The following is a 24,058-nucleotide window of genomic DNA, read 5'->3' as shown; positions in this document are numbered from 1 at the left end:
AGTTAAGCCCCTTATGGCCGATGGTACTGCACCACAATGCGGGAGAGTAGGTAGCTGCCATTCTTATTGAAGCGCCTCACAGAAATGTGAGGCTTTTTTTTGTCTGTATGCCTCATGGATCCGGAAACCCCGCAGAACCCAGGCCTTTATAATAACTGCGGATGCCGCAAAGCATGCCGGTCGCAAAGATCCAGCTGACCGACTACGTAACACCTGCAACCCGCCCGGTAAAATATTTTGAGAGATCATCCCGATCATTTAAATTTGGTACACTGTTAATTGTATTTATGACAATTAAATAAGTGATACCTGGCGGAACATCGCCAACCGGGAAGATCATTGCCCTCTTAAAATAAAAACGATAATATGAAACGCAGCTTGCTTATTGTAACCCTTCTGTGTACGGGCGCCTCCCTGAGCGCGCAAAAGACAGGAACCCTGAGTCTGGCAACAAAAGACACGGGAACTACTATCAGCCGTCATATTTACGGCCATTTTTCGGAGCACCTGGGGCGCTGCATCTATGACGGGTTCTGGGTAGACCCGGGGATGAATGTTCCCAAGAAGGACCGGATCCGCCTGGATGTGGTGGAAGCACTTAAGAAGATACATATCCCCAACCTCCGCTGGCCGGGTGGCTGCTTTGCCGATGAGTACCACTGGAGGGACGGCATCGGTGACCGGAACAGCCGGCCGAAAATGATCAATACCCATTGGGGCGGAGTTACAGAAGATAACAGTTTTGGTACCCACGAGTTCTTGGAGCTCTGCGAACTGCTGGGTACGGAGCCGTACATCGCCGGTAATGTAGGCAGCGGAACCGTGGAAGAAATGTCGAAATGGATCGAATACCTGAATGCGGATGGTGAAACACCCATGACACGGCTGCGGAAGGAGAACGGACGGGACCGTCCCTGGAAGGTGGGTTTCTGGGGCGTGGGAAATGAAAGCTGGGGCTGCGGCGGAAACATGACACCGGAATACTATGCCGGTGAATACCGGCGTTACGCGACTTTCGCCCGGAACTACCCCGATGCACCACTGAAAAAAGTAGCGGCCGGCGCCAATTCGGCTGATTACAACTGGACAGAAGTGGTGATGAAAAATATTCCGCGGCAAATGATGTGGGGGCTTAGCCTGCATCATTATACCATTCCTACCGGTAAATGGGACCGGAAAGGTTCTGCTACCGCATTTGATGAAAAAGAGTACTTCAACACTATGAAGAACTGTCTTTTTATGGATGAGCTGGTAACAAAGCATGCCGCCATCATGGATAAATATGACCCCGAAAAACGCGTGGCACTGGTGGTGGACGAGTGGGGGATATGGACCGATGTGGAGCCGGGCACCAACCCGGGATTCCTGTACCAGCAGAACAGCCTGCGGGATGCGCTGATTGCAGCCACTACGCTGAATATTTTTAACAACCATGCCGACCGGGTACGGATGGCCAACCTGGCGCAAACGGTCAATGTGCTCCAATCGCTGATACTGACGAAGGGACCGGATATGTTGCTGACCCCTACCTATTATGTTTTTGATCTGTACCAGCCCCACATGGATGCCAGACGGGTACCGCTTGACATAAAAGCACCGGGCTATCTCAGCGGCGGGCAGCAGCTTCCCGCGGTGAATGCTTCAGCTTCGATAGATGCAAAAGGGCGCCTTTGTATCACATTGGTGAATATCGATCCTGTAAATGATATTACCATCCATACACCGTTGAAGGGAATGGGGTATAAGAAGCTCAACGGCACGGTGCTGACCAGCGCTGCATTTACAGACATCAATACTTTTGAAAATAAAAAGAAAGTAGCTCCGGCTTCTTTTACGGGGGCACAGCTGAAAGGGCAGGAGCTTGTTGCAAAACTCCCGCGGCTTTCCGTAGTGCAGCTGCTCCTGGAGTGACCGGCAGGAACGGGTACTTCAGGCAATTACAAGAAAACAGAAGGCGCAACAGCAGTAATGAGGAACGCTTAAAAGCCCGTTGGACCATAAGCCGGAGGGTCACCCGGTTTCCACAGGGTATTGGTGGCTTCGTCTTTCAGCGCTTTTATTGTTTTGTCTGCGCCGTCACCCTCCCAGTTAATACTAAATACCGTCCGGCGTTTGGTCCTGGTATCCGTAAAAATTATTTTGTCGGCTTCTTTGGGCCGCTTTTTATTATAAACGTATTCACCATCCTGAAAATAAGTTTCCATTGTCAGTGACAACACCCGGTTCCCGTCTTTTATCAGAGAATCCTTTGTATAGCGCCTGGGATAGGGATAAATATTCTTTGAAAGACGGGCCGTGCCCGATCCGGAAGGAGCGAAATTCCATAACTCTACCTGAAAGCTGCTGTCAGTGGTGCGGTAAAGTGTGTCTGTCCAGAAAGCGGTTATATGTTCCACTAGTGGATCTGCTTCCATTTTTTCGTCTTCAGGGGGAACTGGTTTTGGGGGAGGCGGAAGCGGCGCAGGTGGTTTCGGTGGCGGTTTAAGATGGCGTTTTTGTGCATGTCCAGCCATAACGGTAGCAACTACCAGGATCAGTGCAAGAGCGTATTTCATAGAACAATATTATAAAAATTATCTGAATACCTGTTGCGCTATTTATCCAGGGGGCTGTCTGTTGTATGATACAATAGGTCATAAAATAGCGGCTGTTTATTTCGTTGTTCCCGCACCTTAATCCGTTATCCGGATTTGCGACGGTTCGTGCATCCGGCCGTATTTGATAATAACCGCTGCCTGTTGACGCACCACAACGGCTAAAATCGTACATTTGAGAGAAGGGCCTTTTACCAAAGGCCGGTGCGTCTTTCTAATCAAATTCCAAACGCTCTCATGGTAGCATTGTTTGCGCGTAGTATATTCCTGTATGTTTTTATTCTTTTCGGTTCGCTGGTCAATGGGCAGCAGTCAATAAGCGCTTTACTGGATACTGCTTATAACTGCCGGATGAAAGCAGATTATACGCGTAATTTTTATTTTCTGAACCAGGCAGAACAGCATCTGGAAAAAGGAACAGATCCTTTGCTGACAGTGCAGCTATATGCAGAGCTAAGCAAGCATTACCTGATAAACGGGAACTATGACAATGCCAAAACCTATGCTGCAAAAAGTCTTCAGACAGGAAAAGCATCCCGCAACGCGATTGCCGAAGCATATGGCTACGGTGCGCTGGCGTCCTGGTATAATTATCTGAGTGTGGGGGACCTGGCGGTAAGTAATGCACAGGAGGGGTTACGGTTGGTACAACAGCAAAAGCAGCCTGCACTCAAGGCACAGCTTTACTATACGTTATACGGTGTTTATTCCGCCTGGGATGATATCGCCCTTACCGATAAATATGCGCGGCTGTGTGTGGCGGCGGCGCTGGAGGCCCAACAATATGAACGGCTCAGTAATGCCTATACGGCCCGTTCGGTGGTGATGGAATATCATTATAAAAAAACAAAGGACCCGGTATACCTGGATAGTATGCGGAACGACCTGCACCGGTCTGTTCAGCTCTACAACGATTTTCCGGGGAAGGTGGGTGTGCGTACCTATGCCATTGCCAACCTTAACCTCGCTGATTTTTTCTTTAAATACCAGTCGCCCGACAAAACAGCGACAAGGGATAGCATCCTCCATTATACCAATATTGCAGCGCAGACCGCGCGGGGTTTTGATAAGAATTATGAAATAATGGGTAATGTGAACGGGTTGTTTTCCGAGATCGCACAACAGCAGGGGAACAGCGATATGGCCGAAGCCTATCTGATGGATTCGTATATCCATCTCACTGAGGCGCCAAGACCTTCTTATTATACCCTGCTCAATGTGGCACAGGGCCTGGCAAACTTGTATGAAAAAAGGGATGATTTTAAACGGGCGTTGTTATTTCAGCGGAAAAAAGAAGCGTTCAATGACAGTATATTCAATCAATCACAGGTACAGCAGTCAAAACGACTTGAAGCGCAGTTTGAGAACAAAAGGCTGGCGGATGATATAAAAGCAGCAGAATTAAAGGCGAAGAACCGTACCAATCAGAATCTGTTGTTATCCGGTATTTCTGTTCTGCTGCTGCTGAGTTTGTTTCTGGTACTTCACTCGGCCAAAAGCCGGGCAAAATTGCAGGAGCAAAAGACATTACAACTTCAAAAGGAAAATGAAGAAGCCCGGCAGCGGGCACAGATGCAGCTAAAAGTAGAAAAAGAAGAACAGGCCCGTCTTAAAGCGGAACAGGAGCTGCTGCTGGTACAAAAGGAACAAATGCAGAAAGAAGCCATGGCTGATGCGCTGCAAATAGAACGTAAAAACCGGCTCCTGCTTCAGATGAGGGAAAAGCTCACCAAACTGGAAACAGAAAGCAATAAAGGATATGTTGACAAAGTCATTAAGGAGGAGATGCGTCTGGAGGAGATCGTGGAACGGTCTGCAAAGGAGTTTGAGCAGATCAACCCCGTATTTTTTCGCATTTTAAAAGAACGATCCGATAACAAGCTCACTACTTTAGAACTGAAGCACTGCGCTTATATTCATTTAAAACTTAATACCAAAGAGATTGCCACTGCTTTTCATATAGCACCCAAAAGTGTCCGCGTAAGTAAATACCGGATCAAACAAAAGCTGGGTCTGGATAAGGATACCGACCTGGATCATTTCCTCGAAGAATTGAAGTAAGGCTGATGCCTCAAAATGGGCTGCATCCTGTAATACACAGGGCGGGATTGGTATATGGCTGATAATGATCTATTTGGATCTGCTTATAGTCGTTTTGTATACACTTTTTTCCGGCAGTGTAGCTGATTTGCAATGTCCTTTTCTTGTTGTGCAGGATACTATCGGCGTTACTTTGATTGACAACAATACCGGAAGGTAATATTCAAAAACGAAAGATCATGAGCAAGCCAACATCCCAATTACCATTTCTTGAAATTATCGAATGGGTAGAGCAGGACCCCAACCTGATGATGTGGAAGATCCCCGATGGAGATAAGGAAATAAAAAACGGGGCAAAGCTTATTGTAAGGGAAAGCCAGTCCGCACTCCTGCTCAATGAAGGAACGGTTGCCGATGTTTTTACGGCCGGAACCCATTCGCTGGAAACAAAAAATATCCCTGTCCTTTCGCGTTTAAAAGGGTGGAAATACGGATTTGAAAGTCCCTTTAAGGCGGATGTTTATTTTTTTGCGGTCAGGCAGTTTATCAACCTCAAATGGGGAACACCAGCGCCGGTTGTGCTGCGGGATCCTCAGTTTGGCCAGGTGCGGGTACGGGCATTCGGCACCTATAATGTGCGTATCTCAGATATCCCCCGTTTTTTTAAAGAATATGCGGGCACCTATCCCCGGCTTTCCATTTTCGAATTCGAACAACAGTTGAGGGATTTTATTGCACCGAAATTCGGAGAAGTGCTGGCCACCGCCAATATATCGGTACTGGATATAGCTGGTAGTCTTACCACGCTCAACGAACGCATTGCCCCGCTGATCAAACCTTATTTTGATGATTTTGGTATAGGGGTGACACAGTTTACCATTACTTCCGCCACATTACCCGAGGAGGTAACGCAGTTCTATGATAAAGTAACCGGCATGAATATGGTCGGCGATATGACCCGCTTCCAGCAGTTCAATACAGCTATCGCGATCAGTCAGGAGGGAAACCCGGCACAAAGCGGTACACAGCAGGGGCTGGCTATGGGGCTTATGATGGGACAGCTGAATAATGCACAGGAACCCGGTTCGGCCGGACAACAACAGGCAACTCCGGCAGGAGGCGATCTGACAGCAAAGCTGCAGCAACTGAAAACATTATTTGAAGGCGGGCTCATTGACGAAGAGGAATACAAAGTAAAAAAAGCCGGGCTGTTAGCGCAGTTATAAAACACCGGCTGCATTGTCGAACCTATAAAGTGTATTGTTTTAAAAATAATAATTATGCAGGAAGAAAATAAAAAACCACTGTCCCTCGTAGCACAAATGAAACAAAACGCCATCCATCAAAAACGGGAGCCTGTTATTGAAAAAGCTGCAGGGATGGATACGGTGGCCTGTCCGAACTGTGGTGCCGGAAGGGCAAAGTCTGATGGCCTTACAAAATGCGGTTACTGCGGTTTTTCCTTTCTGACACATCAGTTGAACGACGGTATCCATATAAAAAAAACAGATAATTCAAAATAAACAGTCATGGGTTTCTTTGGCAGGACAGAAAAAGATAAAAAAGAACAGCAGCAGGAAACACCGTTGGCGCAACGGTTACAGGTTTTCCTGGACAAGCTTTCCGAGCGTGCACAGTCATTGTATGATGAAGTAAGGGCCACAGCACAGGAGGTTGCCGATGCAGACAATGATCCTTTTAAAAGAAGCTTTCTGCAGTTCAAGTCGGGCATCCTGGCACAGTTCAACGGGATCCTGCAAAAAGGGAACGATACTTTTCATACGCAGGTGACACCGAAGGCGGGAATGATGGAGTCAGCGGTACTCTCTGTGCGGTTTAATGACTGGCACAGCAAGGTGCTGAACCTGATGGTGACGGTCTTTGATGGAATATCGGAAAGAGATCTGGAAAAAGAATATGCAGCTGCGATGGAGGCGTATGACCATACAAAAGATAGCTTCCAGTGCCATCAATGTGGCAGCAGGCTGGAGATCGACCGGTTCTATTTTATAGCTACCTATATCACCTGTCCGCATTGCCGCACCCAGAATACATTTGATCCCGGTACAAAAGCAAAAATGGTTGAGCTCCTGGCGCGGCCGCTGGCAGAGCAGCGTTGCAGGGATCTTAAGACCGTATACGAACGCATCCGCGGGGAAAGAGGTGCCGGACAGGCTTTTGAAAGTTACCAGCAATACACCCGGGCGCTTATTGCAGAGATGGACAAAATATTGCCCGGCCTGGAGGAGCAGCATCAGAATTTTTACAACCGGCTTATCAGTGATTACCGGCAGTTTGAAATACTTGAAGACTAAGAATCCTTCCGATAATAATTTTTTATAACTATTAAAATTCACAGGTATGTTTAAAAAAATGTTTAAAAATATTACAGAGAGCATTACAGACATGACACAGAATGCCGCCAAGGACCAGCAGCAGCCGGATTCATACAATGAAGTACTGAAAGCCTATGGTCAGGGTGACATGCAAAAAGCAATGGATGTTGGTGCTGCCTCAGTGGGTATGACCACCATGAATACAGCTACCGAAGATCCCAATGATCCCCTGCTGCAACCGGTACACGGAATAACGGTATTCGATTATGCCGCAGGTGCGGCAAAGATGGGCGCGGGTTGTACAGATATGCAGGTATGTAAGGCCCTGGGGGTAGAACTGCCCTTGTGGGAGGAAGCAAAAACCACCTGGAATAACCGGATGCGTGATGACAAAACGTATAACATGGTAAATGTTTATTCCAAGTACTTTGGTAAAGCGAACGAACATGAAAAGCTGGGGCAGCTGGTGCCGGACCAGGCGCCGGCAACAGCTGTAGCCGAAGGAGCGGCCGCGGCAACCCTGCAGCGTATAGAAACCGACAAACATTATTTTTTTGAATTACAGGGTGCCCTGCAGGCGGCTTATGATAATGGCCTGGATGGGGCTCAATGGCTTATTGATGAGCTGGGACTCACCGTGGCACAGGTAAATGCAGCCGGTACGAAGTGGATGAGTGATTTTAATATTCTGGCGCAAATGATCGATTACCAGGATCAGAAAAAGAAGGAGTACAACGAACGGTTTGCAAAGGAGGCCAACACGGGTGGTGTTGCCGACGATGTGGAGTTTTAATGCCTTCGGGGCCGCCGGAAAAAAAACTGTACGCGTTCGCTACATTCATAAAAAGCAGGTATGAAACAGGAGATCTTAGACCGCATCACTGCACTTGGCGGCTATACCGGCCAGGTAACCGGGGTGTCGTTACAGGCCGATCTGGCTGCCATTGAATTAAAAACACCACTGTATCCCAAGCCCAGGGATACGCCCTGGGCCAGGGCGGAAGAAACAGAGCCCATTGAAGGGTTGGGGGAATATATGCAGGAAGCGCTTACCGGGGCCGATACACGTGCCGTGTTGGAGCATACACTGGATTTATATTTTTCAGCTGATGCACCTTCCGGTGGACAGGCATTTTTCCGGCCGCAGCTGTTCACGCCATTCCGGAAGGAAGCGTCTGATTTTGCTGCGTGGACAGGTGTGATCAGCGAAACCGCTGTACGGAAAATGATCCCTGCCGATCCGTTGGATTTTATGCAGATCGCCTGGTCAAGCGGTTACCCTGATGTTTATTTTATATGTCTTTCTGATAAAAACCCGGACAATCCCACGGTTTACAGTACCGATCATGAAGTCTTCTTTACAGAAATTGAAGAAGAAGGAAATCTGGAGACTTTTTTTAATTCCTTCTTTACGCGGGATGAACTGGCTGTTGAAATACGCCGGGTTGTGTGTAAGTGATACGGGCCGTTGAACCTATGTGAATCGTTCTTTTACCCCATCGGAGCAGGCACCCGGCCTGTTTCCGGCCCCGGGGTTGGATGATGACCCGTTTACCGGGCGCGCGCGGAAGAAGGTGTAAAAGCATGGAGCCGGAGCACCGGTTATAAACGAAACAGGTAAGTATGAGCAAAAATTTCTGGAAGGGATATATGTTCTTTTTCATTTTTCTCTTCCCCATGATATTTGAATATGCACCGATGATCGGTTTTTCCGGAACGGATGATGGTCCGGTGTTCTCTTCTTCGCCCGGCTGGGCCTTTACCTGCCTGGGTATAGGCGTGACGGCATGGGTGCTGTTTATTTTCTTCTATTATAAAGCGTTCGTCCGTTCTATAATCGGCAATGCTGGGAGGATCAAAAAAACGATCCGGGATGGAGTACCGGTAACCGCTGCCATCGTACAAAAAAGATTGCTGGCTGATAAAGGCAGCTACCAGGAGATAGCCCTGGAGCTTGTTTTCAAAAACCTCAGCGGCACCCTGATCCGGATGCCTTATGAATTCAATGATGCCAAACCGCAGGAGCGGCGCTTTGAAAAAGGGAGCTCCATCCGCATGCGTATCGACCCGGCACTGCGGGCACCGGCAATGATCCCCGAAGGGATAACCGTAACAACAAATGTTGCTTATGCTGCGCGGAATATCGGCTTCCTTCTCGGGCTTATTGTTTTCAGCGCCGGCTACCTTGTTTTTTCATACTGGTTGCAAAGTAAGGGCTATGGTTGGCGGTTTATGCACTTCTGGCATCCCTGGGTAACCATTCCGTTGTGGGGACTGTTTTTTGGTGTGCTACTCGATGTGGTTATTGTAAAACTGGCAGGCGATGAAGGCGGGTTTATGGGATCATTAATGGGAGGCTCAGCTGTAGGGGCGTCGGCGCCACCAAAAGAACTGGTGCTGGTGCTGAAAGGAAAGATGGCTACAGCACGGGTGTTGAATGCGCAGCAAACGGGCATGTATATCAATGAGCAGCCACAGGTAAGGTTTGAGCTGGAATTCACAGACCATAAAGGCCGGTTACGTCGTGTGACCTTTAAGAAAATCATCAGCCTGCTGAATCTGGGCGGTGTTCAGCAAGGGGAGCGCCCCATCCTTTACCTGCCGGAGGACCCGCAACAGGTATTGTTTGCCGACGAATACCTTCCGGATGCCCCGATCGCAACAGGCCCTATTTCCCTGAATTAATAAAGAAAATGCAGCAACTATATTTCAGACTCATAGTAATAGCAGCAATGGTGATGGGCGTGCAGGCCTGTGACCAGGTTGGAAAAAGTGTAAAGGATACGTATGATCCGCCTGCTGAGAAAGCAAAAAAAACAGCAGAGGAAGAAGAAAAGCAGGCAAGACAGGCGCCAAAGCCGGCGCCCCGGCCAAAGCCACCGGTAGTGGAGGAACCGGTTAAGGAACCGGAACCCGTAAATATCTTTGAAACCGAAGCCCGGTTGGACAGCGTACAGCAGGTGTTGATGCAATTACCCCGTTTTAAAGGGAAGCGGTTGCATTTTTTAAACAATATCTATTTTTATTCGCCGGGGCGCATCCTGCTCGAGCTTCAGGATCCTTTGCAGCCGGAGCATATTGATAGTTATGAGTATGAAGATGGTGCATGGCAGGAACCTAAACCTGTAAAACTGCGCGGCAACAGAAACCTGACCAATTATTTGATGCCCCTGGATAAGATCCGGTTTGGAACAGTCAGAAAAATACTTCAGACCAGCCGGCAAAAGGCCCGGGAGTTAAATGAGCCGGAACCCGACGGGTATGTCCGGTTTATCAATTCTTATACGTTTGGACGCCGGGAGTGGCTGACCAGCATCAGCGGCCAGCGGCACGACTACACCCTGCTATTTACGATGAACGGACAGTTGAAGCAGGTAAGAAAGGACTGAAGTCTTTTTTTAACCTAATATCCGTCTTTGGTGTTGTTCCGAAAATCTGCCCGGCGGCTTTTCAACCGAAAACTATTTGATGTTCAGGATGCGGACCACCTGGTCGTAAGGCATTGCTTTTAGCTGCTCTTCGCTGTACGCGAACCTGTCAATTATGATCTGTTTTTTCCCGGTAGCACTGATGCGGACGCCGCCCGGGATAATGATATACCTGAAGGAATGAGCAGGAGGTATTGCTGAGTAATAGTTTCCGGAATTGGCCATATCGATCTTTATGTTCCCTTTTGTACAGAAGGCCGACCAGGTATCGGTAAAGGACGTGCCCCCCGATTGCCACACAACAGCTACCGGCAACTGAGCCATCTGTCCGGAGGGCCATATTGAAGTTACATACCCTTCAAGTCTGGCATATACCAGCACGGTGCCTGTTTTTAACAGCTGATCGGTGAGCTGCGGTACTGCTTTATTGTAATAAAAATGCTTAATGCCATAGGAGGTCAGGATGGTATAGGATGACGGTACGAACCAGTCGGAATACGTTACATTGGCCGTTCCGGTTGCTCCTTTGTCGCCTTTGATGCCCTGTTCGCCGGCATCTCCCTTCGGTCCCTGCGGACCGGCATCGCCTTTTTTACAGGCAGTGATGAATACGGTGGCAGCGATCACCACAGGTGCGGCTTTAAAAAAGAATTTCATAATAGTAGATTTTTAAATCTGAACGCAGTATTTTTTCTGATACAAACTTAAAAACCACCTATCCCGGTTAAAAGAGCCAATCGATCAACAACTTTTTGAATCGACCAATGAAGCTGTTTTGTTTCTTGCCCGGATTAAAAAAGAGGTACGGCTGCCAGCACCAGGGGGAAGCAGGGTATTGAACGGTGACATAAGTACTTCTGTTTTACAAATACTAATCAGGCTAGATCCCGTCCTTATTTAGTTTGAAATTTTAATTTACCACAGCCCCTGTAAGTTGCATTTTTATAACTGAAATAAATTTCATGCGTCGGGCCCTCTTCTTCGGTAATATCCAGTTTGCAATGCCCGTCTGATTTCCTGATGATCCCGAAGGCCTTTTTGCTGTGGAAAGCGTATGTTTCACTATGAGCTTCTTTTTTTGACAGATAAAGGGTGTCTTTTTCCGTATCATTAACACAATGAAGGATAAACAGGTTGTCCCTTATCTCCATATTCCAGAATGGTTCATTCCCCTCGAAATAACCGCTTATCAGTACTTTCTTCTTTTGCACCTCCGGAGCAGGTAGGTGTTGAAAATTGTTTCCATGCTCCGCGACTTTTATATTCCCGGATGCCTGATCACCGGAATAAAAGCCGCGGGCGTAACCGTTTTCTGCAGAAGATGGACAGATAAACAATAAGGGTGCTAATAGTAACAGAAGAAAAGGATTCATCTCATTTTTATTTTTAGCCATTCTGATTTTTTGACATTGCCCCAATTGCATAAACAATCATGATCTTGTGATGTGTTATAGAATACCGGATTATTGCCGGTAGTATGGCAGCAGCGCTTTATTTGCTTAAGCTACCCGTTAAACAGATGCATCGTTTGGTAAAACCTACGATAATTTATCTGAACCCGTTGCTTGTATAAATATAGGATTTTTCGCAATTGATTTGCTGTTGCCCGGTGTGTTTTAGCCCTTCATGCATTGTAACTTAATCCTGTGAAGTGTTTGTTTGGGCGTAATATTTTCTTGCAGTGCAATTTTGTAGTGCTACAAGGGTGCTGACATCAGAGGGGAGGAAAGAAGGGAGGAATGGGAATTGTAACATTTTTGTTTTTTCGGCGACAATATAAAGTGTGAAATGATTGAGGTACTTTTGCAAAATGCGACGATGAATTTCTGCGAAAAAGCGCCTGAAAGATATCATTCAACTCTAACAGAAGTTTAAAAAGTATATATGTTAAAGCTGCTTTTTACCATGCTGGCCCTGCTTGGGTTGGTTTTACGGGGAGCAACACAGTTCCCGCACACTGCGTTGGATAGTTTATTTTCCTCTCTTTCTCAATTTGGATTCTTTCATGGCAGTGTATTGATCGGTCAGGGAGATCGTGTTGTTTTTACCCGGTCAAATGGTATGCATAACAACGATTCGACGCGTTATGAGCTTGCCTCGCTTTCAAAAGTGTTTGCGGCGGTGGCAGTAATGCAAATGCAGGAACAGGGGAAAATAAAACTGCAAAATCCGGTGCAGCAGTATCTGCCGGAGTTTCCTTATCCTTCAGTAAAGATCGAACACCTGCTTTCTCATACTTCCGGTTTACCGGATTTTGAAATATTTGACAAGCTGCTCGACGCCGCTCCGGAACGGGTAATGACGAATGAAGCTATTTTGCCGGTATTGAAAAATGGCGTAAAGCTGCTTTTTGAACCGGGCGACAAATGGAGCTATTCAAGTCCCGGAATAGCACTGCTTGCGTTGATCGTTGAACGGCAAAGCGGGATGGGTTTTGAAGCATATCTTCAAAAGTACATTTTCAAACCTGCCGGGATGCGGCATACATATATAAGCCGTTTTAATGCCCCGGTCCGGGATGGGAACCGGGCATTGCCGCTTATGTACCCGACCTATTATGCGTCCACCCTGGTAACAGCAGATACTGTCGCCCGCAATCAACGGTTTCTACATGCTTCCGGAGGTGTGGTGGGACCGGGTTTGGTAGTAAGCACTGCTCCGGATCTGTTTGCTTTCGACCGGGCCCTGATGACCGGCAAATTGCTCAGAACGGCAACGTTGGCAAAGATGTTTACACCTGTGAAGCTCAATAATGGAAAACCAGCTACCTGCCCGCACTATCCGGGAACGGTTAATTTTGGTCTTGGTTGGTTTCTTCTCCAGGATAGCCAGCTTGGAAAAATGGTCTTTCATTCCGGGTTCAAAAATGGTACCAGCACAATATTGTTGCAGCGCCTTTCCACGGGTACTTCAGTTATTCTTCTTGATAATGGCAACAGTGCCGGCATCAGCGCCTCCGCATTCAATTGCCTGCGTTTGTTACACCGTTTACCTATGGAACGGCTAAAAACACCCGTGACTTTTCCTTATGGCAGGGATATCGTTACCCGCGGAGCCAATACTGCGCTGTTGAATTTTATGGATAACAGGGAAGATACGGCTCATTACACGATGGGTGCTATCGACTGGGTGGCGATGGGGTATGAATTTTTCCGTACCGGGAAATTTGAGGAATCATTTGAAACATTCCGGACAGGGTATCTGCTTTATCCGAACGATGCCCTGCTTTGCCAGGTATATGGCGATGTGTTACTCGAAACGGGTAAAAAGAAAGAAGCCCTCCATGTTTATAAAAAGGCATTGCACTTTAAGCCGGATAATAAAGAGCTTAAAGACAAAGTAACGGCATTGATATCACAGTTATAAAAAGGGTAAAGAGCGCCTTTCCCAAGGGCGCAGGCTATTGTTTGAAATGATGCAGACCAAAAAAGCCAAGGTGAAAACCCTGGCAGTTCCATTTTAGGTAAACCTAAGTATACAGAGCTGCAAGTTATAAAATGTACCATAGGGGAGTTGTAATGAATTTTAGTGACAAGCAGTTGTGCCGCAGCAAGCCGGCTGATGAAAGAACAAGGCTCTGTCAGGAACATTCATTATCTGATTTTTAACCCCCTGGGTTTTAAAAAAACTCCTTTTGTCGGAGATCGTTCCCGTCATGATGGACGATTTTTTTTAATTTTGAACGATATCCTTACAATCAGGATAGAACAGCAATGCGATCGGTAACATTCGGTATGAACCTCAGCCTGAACGGCTATTGCGATCACACTATTTTTAATCCCGGCGAAGGGCGGAAGACGGCTGCTGGATGAAGGGCGTCTTCAGCAACAGCTTGATCTGATCCTGGTAGATGTCATCCCTTTACAATCAGGTTGTGTGGCGTTGCACTACCGGAAGCAATAATGGAAATGTGATCAGCATGGTAGCATCGAAATCACATTACCAACCTGCCGCGATCCCTTCCGGACGTGGTATTTTGCAGCACCACAACAGGAACCGTTATTTTTCCAGCTCGACCTTAACGGCATTGGCCATTTTCTGAACCTTTAATAACCCGGTTCCTACTTTTACAAAGGAAATGGTAAGTTTGGTCTTGCCGCCATCGAGCTTGCCGGTTACATCTGCAACGTAATAATCGGCGTGAGAACCGGTGGTCCTTTTTGCGGTGAATGTTGTTTCACCCATTGTGCCGTCCAGAATAAACTTTTGTTTCAGTAAGGCTGCTTTTGCCGCCAGCAGCGCATCGCTGATGGATGTATGCTTTGTCACCACTTCAATGACCACCGGGTCCGCGGACCGCGTCATAGTAGTTGTTGCATGTATTACAGAGACGGAAACAAAGAAGCTTACCAGCGTTAACAACGTAAGAAACGTTCCCTTTTTCATAGAATGACATTTTAGTGACTACAAATCTATCTGAATTTATTCGGGGAGCCGCTACCGGTTTTCCGGTATTTTAATAGGTGGCATGCCCAAAGGACCGGCCGCCGCAACATACAGCCACCGGAACGGACATTTCATTCTCCTGCATGACGCTATTGTTCCGTTTTAAATTTCCGGATCGATTCCGGTGTCACCGGAGTGAAGAGGTTTACTAAATTGCCGTCGGGGTCACGAAACAGAAGCGACTTATTGCCCCAGGGCATTAAGGTCGGTTCCTGGACGATATATGATTGCAGCAATGCAGCCAGTCTTTTGTACTCAGCCGCTACATCTTCCACCATAAATTCTATGATGGTGCTGCGGTTGGCAGCGGGCTGGGCGACACCTGCACCTCCGAAAAAATCCAGTGTTCTGGTACTCCCGATAGCCAGGGTGGCCGTTTTTGTTTTTAATTCGGCAAAATCGGGGGTGTAGCGTATGGCAGCAGCCCCGGTTATCTGCTCATAGAACTTTACCAGGGTATCGATCCCGGCTGTAATAATGCGAATGGATACTAAATTCATTTTTGCTTTTTTTAAATGAGCCTGCAACATAAATCTGCGAAATGACAAGGGTATGTCAGGAGAGGGGAAGACCCGCGACGGTAAGAGGGAAACTACGGGAGGCAGACGGAGCAGGGTTGGTTATTAGAGATGCTAAATAAATTAGCTTTTTAGCTAAAAATATTGGATATTTGTATCCGGAAAATTAAATAAGACCCGGATGCAGCAGCAACTTTTTGATCAGAATGAACAGCTTTTACTCCCGGGGGATCTGATGGAATATACATCGGAATTCCTGTCGCCGGAGGAAGGGAATTACTTATTGCCCTTATTAATAAATACCGTTCCGTGGCAACAAGCCAGGGTAATGATGTATGATAAAGAGGTGCTGACACCCCGGCTTTCTGCCTGGTATGGTGACCGGCGGACCCGGGACGAAAATAAAAGGGAGGCACTTCGATGGACCGACGAGCTGCAAAGCATCCGCGAACGGCTTCAGCTTTATACGGGTCACTGGTTTAATGGGGTTTTGCTGAATTATTACCGGGATGAAAATGATTCGGTTGCCTGGCACAGCGATAAGGATAGCTTGACCGGACTGAAGACTGAAATCGCATCGGTAAGCATCGGCCAGGTGCGCCACTTTGAGTTCCGCAATAAGCAGGATCATCGTCAACGGCATTCATTGCAGCTGGAGCATGGTGCTTTATTGCTTATGAAGCCGGGCCTGCAGGAACGCTGGGAACATCGTATCGCAAAATCCGTTCTTCCGATGACGCCCCGAATTAATTTGACATTTAGGAAAGTATTAGAGTAGGAGTTGTGTTGCTGAAACCCGGATGTAACATCTATAGAAGCCGGCGATATTGAAATCTTCAGGATGGTTGTCAGGGTCATTTTTTCAGCCGGTAATCCCGCCAGGGAACCGGGATGCTCCGCTGAATGAAAATCATTACCTGTCCGGAAATAATTCAGCAGATCTATCCGGAATTTCCAAAACTTATTTTATATTGCGGCCCCTTCTCTTTTCGGGATGTAGCGCAGCCCGGTAGCGCGCTTCGTTCGGGACGAAGAGGCCGCTGGTTCGAATCCAGTCATCCCGACTTTTAAGCATATCAAAGCAGGCTAAATGCCCATAAAATGCAGGTTTTATGGGCATTTTTGTTTTTCCCCAGGTCAAAATAATACAAGAAAATACAAGGCATAGTGTCCAATTCGTGGTCCACGGTAGTGTTCACTTAAAGGCGGGCATTTAATTACTTAATTATTTAATTTCTAACTAATTGTGCTTGTATTTGATTGGCAGTTGCTGAAATCTACAGTTGTGGTGTTTTCTATTGCGGCGATAATTGAATCGCCCATTGATGGTCTATATAGTGTTAGGTTATTCTTTGTTAGGATAGCGTGCCTGGAAATTAACCGTATCACCGATAGCGTTAGCACTTGACATTGTCATTTTGATGGAAGCGGAATATTATCGGCGGTAGAAGTCTGGAATATAAAACCATCTTTGCCTGTTCCCCGATAATCATAGCTGATAGCTGCGCTTTTTTCTTTTTGTTCGTTCCAGGGGCGTAGAAGTTTGTAAAATAGGATCGGCTGTTCCATAAAATAGCGGCCGGAACCATACCGTATATCACCAATTTTATTTTGGGCTAATGAGTCTATAAGTGGTTGATTCGGTAGAAAATGCGCTGAAGTTTCAACCTGTCCGTTACCAATCTGGAACCTCAGTGCCTTTTTTATTTTATAGTCCGAACGGAATATAGTAATTAACGAAAGATTCAGACAAAGAAACATACCTGTTGCTGCAGCAAATAATGGTTGTTTTCGCATCCCCGGTGTACTTGCCCGCCAAGCGAGATATAAGATCAGGATGATAGAAATAGCGAGATAATACCTGAAAGATGTTCTTTCTGTATAAAAGGAGAGCGCTCCCATGTAGATCACAATAAAAAAGGCTACAGGCGATTTTTTTCTACTAAACAGGTCATTTGCGAGGCAGTAGGCAAGAGATCCCATCAACACCACTGCTGCTGTTGTCATAATAGTTTCCAGTATCGGGGAAACGGGATAAGAGTAAGCATGCATCAATAGACGATAATTTGAAAATACATCTATCAGGGCGATCCCATGATAGAACATGAATGATGCGAGGCAAAAAGCGATTATCAAGTGCACAACGATCGTGGCAAGAGCTGAAGTATTGTTGTTCAGTTTGCAGGGAACGATATCGGTGTGGCTGGATTTGTTGGTGAAATGATATAAAACGAACGCCTCAATAATCAGTGCCAGGCAAGCCAGAACCGGTGCCCACAATTGTTGCTGTAATGACTTAAATAAATTCGCTTGCATTACTACAAACAATGCTGTAACGTTGCCTGCATTGAGGAAAAGGAGTATTCCGAAATGTCTTTTAATGATAGACCTACTATGTATGCACCATAAAATATAGGCGCACAGCGCCGATAGGGATACGCAGGAAAATATGATATGGTTGTACGATCCGAATAGGTTAGCAGCAAGGAAAAGCCAATGATTCAACCCGTTAGATCGTTTATTGTTGGTAAGTATTCGGACAGCAGATGCAAAAAGAACAGCAATAGAGAAAAATGTGAAGGTATTTACCTCCCAGGCTACACGGGGTGAAATTAGAAAAAGCGCCGATTGAGACAGAAGCAGGGAGAAGATAATGAATGTCTTTGGTTTTCTTAGGGACCGAAAGACTGAATATAAAATGGCAATTGCTGACAAATTGAGTATTACACCGGTAACCCGCATTTCTATTATACCGATATGGAAGATCTTGAAAAAAATGCTGTCAAAGAGGGACTGAAATATTCCGGTATAGGAATTCATACCTTGTAATTCATGAATGCCACTTTGATTAAATTCCACTCCCTTCAACGCAAACCAGGCTTCATCTCCATGTAGGCCTGGGAGACTTGCCAGTTTGTAGGTCCACCAAAAAAGAAAATATAGAAATACTGCAATGCTGGCAATGTTATACACAACAGGTTTATTGTTGCGGATTAAACACAATCTTTTAAAATAGTTGCTCCGGCCTTTCATTTGCTTGTTGAAAAGACGTAACTAATGTATTTGTCGGTCACTTCAGGCAGCTCTTTTCGTGGTACAAAAAGATCAACTACTGTGTTGTTTTTAGATACTCTGAAGAAGTAAGAAAGCCCTGGCTTTTCCAGGTATATAGGCAGGTCTGTTACATCTACAATGTCTATATTGTGCTTACTGGTATCAATAAAGTTATTCAAATAGGCCACAGAGTTTCTATCTGTTAGTAAAACTACCTGTCTGCCTGATTGGGTGACAGATTGAAGCGTTTGGTGATAAACCGAATCCTGGCCTGCTACGTAGTGAAACCGGTAGAATAACCTTTTGTTGGCTTTCAGGCGATCCTCGATCAGACTTTTGCTTTTCTCATCGCTGGCATATCTTTCCAGATGAATGCTTTTGTGCATGCTTACGAGAATGTAATACGGGTAATTGTCCCAGAATTCCGGACGGCTAAGCGAATCTTCGCTTAGAAAACGGCGCTGTTTATCATACATGAACAGAAACACGGGCGCAGCTGTGTTTTTTTTTGCCAACAGTGCATATAATGAAAAGCTGGTAGAGAGTATGAACAAGAAAGTTAGCGCTCGGATTATTTTTTTATCTCGGGTCATTATCTAATCATATTTAAGTTATGCCAGTAATTTGCCATCTGGTTGCTGTATAGGGTGAAGTATAACAGGTATGCAATTACTACCGGCTTATAAAGAAGTTTTGCAAAAGGATATTTTCTTAATGCCGTCAATGCCACTGTAATGGCGGCGATAAAAACGATTGCGGGAAAGTACATATACCGGTCGGCAAAAATGGCGGGACGCGTCATGGGTATTACCTGCAATTCAAGTGATAGTTGTGCTAAGCCAATTAGCAAGCAGAGCAGGTAGAAATGCCGGTTTTTCGAACGCCAGACAATATAGAAGATTACTATGATGGCAGCTATGGAATAAATCAGGTAGCCAACAAATTCAGGGGGTGTATGCTGATACGGAACAAAAGGAAACTCCCTGTGATAGTTTAATCCATGGGGAGCGATTAGGTTGACTGAGTAAAAGTAAAAGCAATAGGCTATAAGCAAAACTCTTTGTGTAATCGGATAATAGTTTATCGGCGGAAAATCCAGGTCCTCCTTATAGTTTACGTGAATGGTATATAGGCCGAAGTAGATTGCGGCTCCGAATGATAGCAAAAGAAACAGTGTTTCTCCGACTGACAACCGGATCCTTTTTAAATGGTGAAGTTTATAAAAAACCACAAACATGAGCAACATTACAGGTGTAATTATTGCCTGCTCTTTGAAGTAAAAGGATATGACAAAAGTTAGAAAACTAAGCAGATAATAATACCATTTATTGCTACGAACAGCAGAAATAAACTGGTTGAAGGAGACTAATGTAAATAAGGTGCAAAACAGAATCTTTGACCCGGATATCCATGCTACTGCTTCCACATGCATTGGGTGGATAGCCCAAAATAATACAACAGTATAGGCTATGAGCAAACTGTTAGGTATAGAGAAGGCCTCCAGCAGTTTAAGAGATAAGCGGAAGACAAGAATAGCGTTAAAAAAATGTATAATAATATTCATCAGATGAAAGTAAAATGGATCAAAGCCATTGATCTGATAAACCAGGTAGTAATAAAGTGTATTTAATGGTGAATACTGGATGTTATTGATCCTGTTGAATATGGTTTCAAAGTAGGGTACATCCATTTTATCGGGATGAACGTAATCGTTTTTTAGCAACATCCAATGGTCGTCGGGCATAGAGAAACTCAATGTAGTAGCAGGACTGTAGGCGAAAGCAAATACGAGCAGAAAAAAAGTTGCGGCCAGGAACCGGTCGGTTTGAATATAGAACCATAGCGTTTTGTGTAGTGATCGTTCCATAAAATGTTAGATTATTTTCCAAACAAGACAAAATCTCTGTCAGCCATACCGAAACGATCCAACAATGAAGTTAACCAGAGCGGGCGGATGGTTTTAACAGGCCGGGCATTTTGAGCAGTCAGCAGGTCAAGTACCTTCGGATTTTTCAGATCACCCCGTTGTACAATAAAAAATGATCTGGTGGATAAAGGAGCGACGTTTGTCAATGAATCATAACTGGCAATCGGGTGGAAATGAACATTGTCCATTTGGTAAAACGATTGGGTGATGATGGAATACGGGTTAAAGACATTGCTACGCCGCAACCCCGTTAATTCGATATTATCTTTGGGATACTTATTGAAAATATAGTTAGCGATCGCGATCCTTCCGTAAAAGGGAGGAGAAAGTATTGCTATTGTGAGGCAGGCAACGTTAAATAGAATAACTACATAAATTGTTGCCGCAAAAACACCTTTTGCCACCTCACTTTGACGAGGTCGCAGGTTTATGTTTTTTGTCCGTTCCCGGATTATCTGCGCCCCGAGAATAATGGTATATGCAGTAAGGTTAACAAGCGGGAAAAGGAACCTTACTTCCTTATGTGGGATGATAAGGTGAATGACCAGGAAGGGCATTATAATCCAAACGATAAACGAACGGGGGCGATAAATGATTATAAGGAGCAAAGTGAAAAGCACTACGGCTCCAACTGGAATTGTCATTGCATCAATAACCTGCATCAGAAAGCTGAAGCTGTCAGTCGTTCCGAATGCTGAGGCTCTGTCATGAACTATGTTCATATTGTAATAGTTCCATACAGACAGTGTCCAATAGCCGTAAAAATAATAATCCATAACCACTCCTATTGCCGCAATAAACGTGCAGCCCGCTATAACAAGGAGAATATTGCTAATCCGCTCCTTTTTGATAATGACAGACCAGAGCAGTAGCCCTATAATCATTATTGCCACCTGATATCTACACAAAAAAGCAATACCCAGTAATAAGCCACAAAACAGCGCTTGTACCCTTGAAAGTTTTTCTGCCCCCGCCACGTAGGAAAGACCTAAGAGAAAGAAAAGCCCGGACCATGTTTCGGAGCTGAAACGAACATTGAGATAAGGAAGATACCATATAAGAAATGACATAAGCACAAAAGCAATTAACCATTTCCCCTTGAATGCCGGCCTCACTACTCTTATAAACCGTAGGATAGCCCATAGTGAGAGCAGTGCAGTAGCTAATCTTAATACAAGTGCAGTGGTATAAGGGTTGCTGTATCCAATAACCTTTTGCAATCCCACTACCATCCAGGGTTGAAGGGATGGTCGCATAGCATAGTGAAATTCCCAGGCCATCCCACTTCTGTCCAGCCTGCCCATTTTAGCCTGTGCAAATTCTAAAATCTGGAAGTGCTCGTCCGGATGATAATAGCCGACAAGAGTAAATGATGCAATGATGTATAAGATTATGATAATCAGTAAAATGATTATGCTTGTTTTTCGGGAAGTCAATAACGTCATAGTATTTAGCAATCAGTGTGTACAAAAAGTTTCTATCTTTTTTGGTTATATAAAAATATTCATCATATATTTATATAGATAAATTTATAATTTATTTTCCTAAACCAAACGGAAATTTATGAAAAAACACTTACTGCTATTGCTGCCTACACTGCTGCTCGGCATCATTGTTTTTGTTATTTCCTGCGTAAGAAACCGGGATAGTTACTGGGATTCTCCTGATTTAAAATCCGCGCGTCCTCTGACAGTTGCCGATGCGCAAAAATGGTTTGAAAAAGAGTATAAGGACGAAATTACCATGGCCAAAAGCGCGGCGGATGGGAAATCAACAAGAATGGTTTCTTATGCCGAGGGTGTATTTGCTGGTGTTCCGGAATGGAATGAGACTCATGCTTTTAGAAAGTATTCGAATAGCCTGATCTCGACATTGGACTATACTGATCTCAAAACGCGATACCGGGGTTTCAGAGATTTAATCATTGTAAGGAACCACAAGACAAAGACTTTTAATGCGGTAGTTCAAATTCAGTTGTTTGAAACTGCTTATCTAAACAGTCAGATACAACTCAAAGGTCCGCAGGAGCATATCCGATCCTATTCTGACCCGGCCACTTTTACCGGTAAAATGTATCTGTACAGTGTAAAAAATGAATTTATCCGGGGAGCTGTTTACAAGAACGGTAAAATGGTAGCCCGCTTATTTCCAAAAAATAAAATCAGCAGTTTTCTAAAATCCTTCGGCACCTCCAAAGCCAAACAGACATATGTACCATTTAATGGTGGTGCAGATCTTGGCAGGGCTCCCAGTGAAAAAGTGTCAAAATCGGTTACCATTCAACCGGGAAGTGCTGCCCGTAGTTATGAAGAACGGCCTCCCGTAATGGCGTTTTCCGGTGGTGATAGTACAGATACTGATGAATATGACACGAATGATCCGGATTCCAATATGCAAACGGTAGTTGTTACCGGGGTAAGAGACACTGATACCGATACGGATACGGGCACCGGTTCAGATGATGGTTGTGGTGACTGTGGTTGGGGTGATCCTAACCCAACCGATCCTTGTAACTGTGGAGGTGGAGGTGGTGGTGGTGGCAGCTCTGGGCCAGGCACACCCCCTCCTCCATCAATAGCTAAACTGTGTTTAAATAAGAACTATAATATGACTCAGATTGGAAACTCGTATAATATTCGATTTACGAGTATTCCAATGGAATTCCGATACATAGGCAGTTCAGGCCAGCCTGAGCAGATAATTCGTCCTACTTTTTTTGATGTTTGTGTTACTGTTCCTATAGGACCGCTTTCCGGATCATCTTTAGAAGCCAGCCGGATTTTTAATGCGGCCTTCAATCGATCTCTTGATGCAGTGAGAGACAACCTAAATTTGGGGCTCACAGCACCAACTGCACTCGCAATATATGAGGACATGCTGAAAACAGTCAGAACTCAAATAAATTATGGCGTAAGTGGATCTAAGTTCACCCCAACGGCGCAATGTAGTGGCGTTGCAAGCGCGGATGTTTCCTGGTGCTGGCCTTAAAAATATGACAAAATGAAAAATGAGATTACTACTTTGCTTGAGCATTTATATAAATACTATCCTATAGGTGCTCCTAATCAACAAAACAGCTATGATGGCATACTTAGAAAGAATAAGATTGTCGAGCAGAAAATCACAGATATAATAGAAAAGAAGGATACGAAATGGACTGTGTTTTTAGGTGGTTTAGAAAAAGCGAAAATTGGCTTTCCAATAAATGATGTTTCCTATTTGCAATTCCCTTCATATGAAATGAGTATTGTAATTAAGGATATTGTCAAGGAGAATATTTGTGAAATCAAGAGGGAGTTGGTAATAAATGCATCACTTCTTTGCCCGGTATTCACAATTTTTTATAGGGATACTTATAAATTTCTGTTCAACGAATCTATTCCATTGCACCATATTGTTTATCTGCAGGCTGGAAGACTTCAGGATGACTTAATCAAACAGATAAAAAAAACCTTCGAGGCTTCTTTCTCGGATTATGATTACTATGACCATTATTTGCTTTTTAAGTACAAAATTTACGGTTATGACCCCAGCGGATACTCCAATTTAAGCGTTGGAGTTCCGATTTACAATTTTCTCTTTGATGAATCATTCGATATTCGAAATGTGGATGTTCTAAAATAAAGGAATCCAAACGAAAAGGATGAAGAAACGACCGGTCAGGTTTAAATGGAAAGTTTGCACAACGACGGCTGGAGGGTTGGAGCGTGCCAGA

22 protein-coding genes and 1 tRNA gene are annotated in these 24,058 nt (G+C 45.1%); 14 read left to right on the top strand and 9 right to left on the bottom strand.

Features of this window, described 5'->3' with window-relative positions:
- Nucleotides 1-366 precede the first annotated feature (366 nt).
- Nucleotides 367-1,911, top strand: coding sequence for an alpha-N-arabinofuranosidase (locus K7B07_RS27525; RefSeq protein ID WP_223713910.1), 1,545 nt, complete (start codon nucleotides 367-369; stop codon nucleotides 1,909-1,911).
- A gap of 68 nt (nucleotides 1,912-1,979) precedes the next feature.
- On the opposite strand, the gene K7B07_RS27520 is transcribed toward K7B07_RS27525, so the two are convergent.
- Nucleotides 1,980-2,555 (bottom strand): hypothetical protein, encoded by a 576-nt coding sequence (locus K7B07_RS27520; protein ID WP_223713908.1) that lies wholly within the window; start codon nucleotides 2,553-2,555, stop codon nucleotides 1,980-1,982.
- A 276-nt stretch (nucleotides 2,556-2,831) separates the two neighbouring features.
- Here K7B07_RS27520 and K7B07_RS27515 point away from each other — a divergent pair, with 276 nt between their 5' ends.
- The 8 genes from K7B07_RS27515 to K7B07_RS27480 all read left to right on the top strand — a co-directional run bounded on the left by K7B07_RS27515 (nucleotide 2,832) and on the right by K7B07_RS27480 (nucleotide 10,359).
- The gene (locus K7B07_RS27515; protein ID WP_223713905.1) at nucleotides 2,832-4,655 is read left to right on the top strand and encodes a hypothetical protein; all 1,824 of its coding nucleotides are present in this window, start codon (nucleotides 2,832-2,834) and stop codon (nucleotides 4,653-4,655) included.
- 218 nt (nucleotides 4,656-4,873) lie between these two features.
- Entirely contained in the window at nucleotides 4,874-5,860 is a 987-nt protein-coding gene (locus tag K7B07_RS27510; protein ID WP_223713903.1) for an SPFH domain-containing protein, read from the top strand.
- Nucleotides 5,861-5,914: 54 nt separating this feature from the next.
- Complete coding sequence (locus tag K7B07_RS27505) at nucleotides 5,915-6,157, top strand: hypothetical protein (protein ID WP_223713901.1); 243 nt, start codon at nucleotides 5,915-5,917, stop codon at nucleotides 6,155-6,157.
- A 6-nt stretch (nucleotides 6,158-6,163) separates the two neighbouring features.
- The gene (locus K7B07_RS27500; RefSeq protein ID WP_223713898.1) at nucleotides 6,164-6,949 is read left to right on the top strand and encodes a hypothetical protein; all 786 of its coding nucleotides are present in this window, start codon (nucleotides 6,164-6,166) and stop codon (nucleotides 6,947-6,949) included.
- Between the two features lie 46 nt (nucleotides 6,950-6,995).
- On the top strand, nucleotides 6,996-7,763 hold the full coding sequence (locus tag K7B07_RS27495) for a DUF6620 family protein (protein ID WP_223713896.1): 768 nt from the start codon (nucleotides 6,996-6,998) through the stop codon (nucleotides 7,761-7,763).
- Between the two features lie 60 nt (nucleotides 7,764-7,823).
- Complete coding sequence (locus K7B07_RS27490; RefSeq protein WP_223713894.1) at nucleotides 7,824-8,429, top strand: hypothetical protein; 606 nt, start codon at nucleotides 7,824-7,826, stop codon at nucleotides 8,427-8,429.
- A 164-nt stretch (nucleotides 8,430-8,593) separates the two neighbouring features.
- Nucleotides 8,594-9,655, top strand: coding sequence for a hypothetical protein (locus K7B07_RS27485; protein WP_223713892.1), 1,062 nt, complete (start codon nucleotides 8,594-8,596; stop codon nucleotides 9,653-9,655).
- An 8-nt stretch (nucleotides 9,656-9,663) separates the two neighbouring features.
- Nucleotides 9,664-10,359 (top strand): hypothetical protein, encoded by a 696-nt coding sequence (locus K7B07_RS27480; protein ID WP_223713890.1) that lies wholly within the window; start codon nucleotides 9,664-9,666, stop codon nucleotides 10,357-10,359.
- A gap of 72 nt (nucleotides 10,360-10,431) precedes the next feature.
- On the opposite strand, the gene K7B07_RS27475 is transcribed toward K7B07_RS27480, so the two are convergent.
- Together K7B07_RS27475 and K7B07_RS27470 are read right to left on the bottom strand one after the other, a co-directional pair.
- Entirely contained in the window at nucleotides 10,432-11,055 is a 624-nt protein-coding gene (locus tag K7B07_RS27475; protein WP_223713888.1) for a collagen-like protein, read from the bottom strand.
- Nucleotides 11,056-11,291: 236 nt separating this feature from the next.
- Complete coding sequence (locus K7B07_RS27470; RefSeq protein ID WP_223713886.1) at nucleotides 11,292-11,792, bottom strand: hypothetical protein; 501 nt, start codon at nucleotides 11,790-11,792, stop codon at nucleotides 11,292-11,294.
- A gap of 490 nt (nucleotides 11,793-12,282) precedes the next feature.
- On the opposite strand from K7B07_RS27470, the gene K7B07_RS27465 reads away from it, so the two are divergent.
- The gene (locus K7B07_RS27465) at nucleotides 12,283-13,764 is read left to right on the top strand and encodes a serine hydrolase domain-containing protein (RefSeq protein ID WP_223713884.1); all 1,482 of its coding nucleotides are present in this window, start codon (nucleotides 12,283-12,285) and stop codon (nucleotides 13,762-13,764) included.
- 633 nt (nucleotides 13,765-14,397) lie between these two features.
- On the opposite strand, the gene K7B07_RS27460 is transcribed toward K7B07_RS27465, so the two are convergent.
- Complete coding sequence (locus tag K7B07_RS27460; protein WP_223713883.1) at nucleotides 14,398-14,784, bottom strand: hypothetical protein; 387 nt, start codon at nucleotides 14,782-14,784, stop codon at nucleotides 14,398-14,400.
- A 149-nt stretch (nucleotides 14,785-14,933) separates the two neighbouring features.
- Nucleotides 14,934-15,344, bottom strand: a complete 411-nt coding sequence (locus tag K7B07_RS27455; RefSeq protein ID WP_223713881.1) for a VOC family protein — start codon at nucleotides 15,342-15,344, stop codon at nucleotides 14,934-14,936.
- A 199-nt stretch (nucleotides 15,345-15,543) separates the two neighbouring features.
- On the opposite strand from K7B07_RS27455, the gene K7B07_RS27450 reads away from it, so the two are divergent.
- Nucleotides 15,544-16,140 (top strand): alpha-ketoglutarate-dependent dioxygenase AlkB family protein, encoded by a 597-nt coding sequence (locus K7B07_RS27450; protein ID WP_223713879.1) that lies wholly within the window; start codon nucleotides 15,544-15,546, stop codon nucleotides 16,138-16,140.
- Nucleotides 16,141-16,352: 212 nt separating this feature from the next.
- Nucleotides 16,353-16,426 (top strand) — tRNA-Pro (locus tag K7B07_RS27445).
- Nucleotides 16,427-16,775: 349 nt separating this feature from the next.
- Here K7B07_RS27445 and K7B07_RS27440 read toward each other — a convergent pair.
- From K7B07_RS27440 to K7B07_RS27425, 4 genes are all read right to left on the bottom strand, one after another.
- Entirely contained in the window at nucleotides 16,776-18,395 is a 1,620-nt protein-coding gene (locus K7B07_RS27440; RefSeq protein WP_223713877.1) for a hypothetical protein, read from the bottom strand.
- Nucleotides 18,392-19,009, bottom strand: a complete 618-nt coding sequence (locus tag K7B07_RS27435) for a hypothetical protein (protein ID WP_223713875.1) — start codon at nucleotides 19,007-19,009, stop codon at nucleotides 18,392-18,394. Before K7B07_RS27435 ends, K7B07_RS27440 begins: the two co-directional genes overlap by 4 nt.
- Nucleotides 19,009-19,980 (bottom strand): hypothetical protein, encoded by a 972-nt coding sequence (locus K7B07_RS27430; RefSeq protein ID WP_223713873.1) that lies wholly within the window; start codon nucleotides 19,978-19,980, stop codon nucleotides 19,009-19,011. The genes K7B07_RS27435 and K7B07_RS27430 overlap by 1 nt, the downstream gene beginning before the upstream one ends.
- Nucleotides 19,981-20,294: 314 nt before the next feature.
- Nucleotides 20,295-21,788: a glycosyltransferase family protein gene (locus K7B07_RS27425; RefSeq protein ID WP_223713871.1), complete on the bottom strand. Its 1,494-nt coding sequence runs from the start codon at nucleotides 21,786-21,788 to the stop codon at nucleotides 20,295-20,297.
- A gap of 118 nt (nucleotides 21,789-21,906) precedes the next feature.
- On the opposite strand from K7B07_RS27425, the gene K7B07_RS27420 reads away from it, so the two are divergent.
- Together K7B07_RS27420 and K7B07_RS27415 are read left to right on the top strand one after the other, a co-directional pair.
- Nucleotides 21,907-23,331, top strand: coding sequence for a hypothetical protein (locus tag K7B07_RS27420; RefSeq protein ID WP_223713869.1), 1,425 nt, complete (start codon nucleotides 21,907-21,909; stop codon nucleotides 23,329-23,331).
- A gap of 12 nt (nucleotides 23,332-23,343) precedes the next feature.
- Nucleotides 23,344-23,967, top strand: coding sequence for a hypothetical protein (locus K7B07_RS27415; protein ID WP_223713867.1), 624 nt, complete (start codon nucleotides 23,344-23,346; stop codon nucleotides 23,965-23,967).
- The last annotated feature ends 91 nt before the right edge of the window (nucleotides 23,968-24,058 follow it).

This window comes from Niabella beijingensis (assembly GCF_020034665.1).
In the GTDB taxonomy this organism is placed as follows: Bacteria; Bacteroidota; Bacteroidia; order Chitinophagales; family Chitinophagaceae; genus Niabella; species Niabella beijingensis.
The sequence above is the reverse complement of the archived record's forward strand: the minus strand, read 5'-3'. Positions and strand labels throughout refer to the sequence as shown.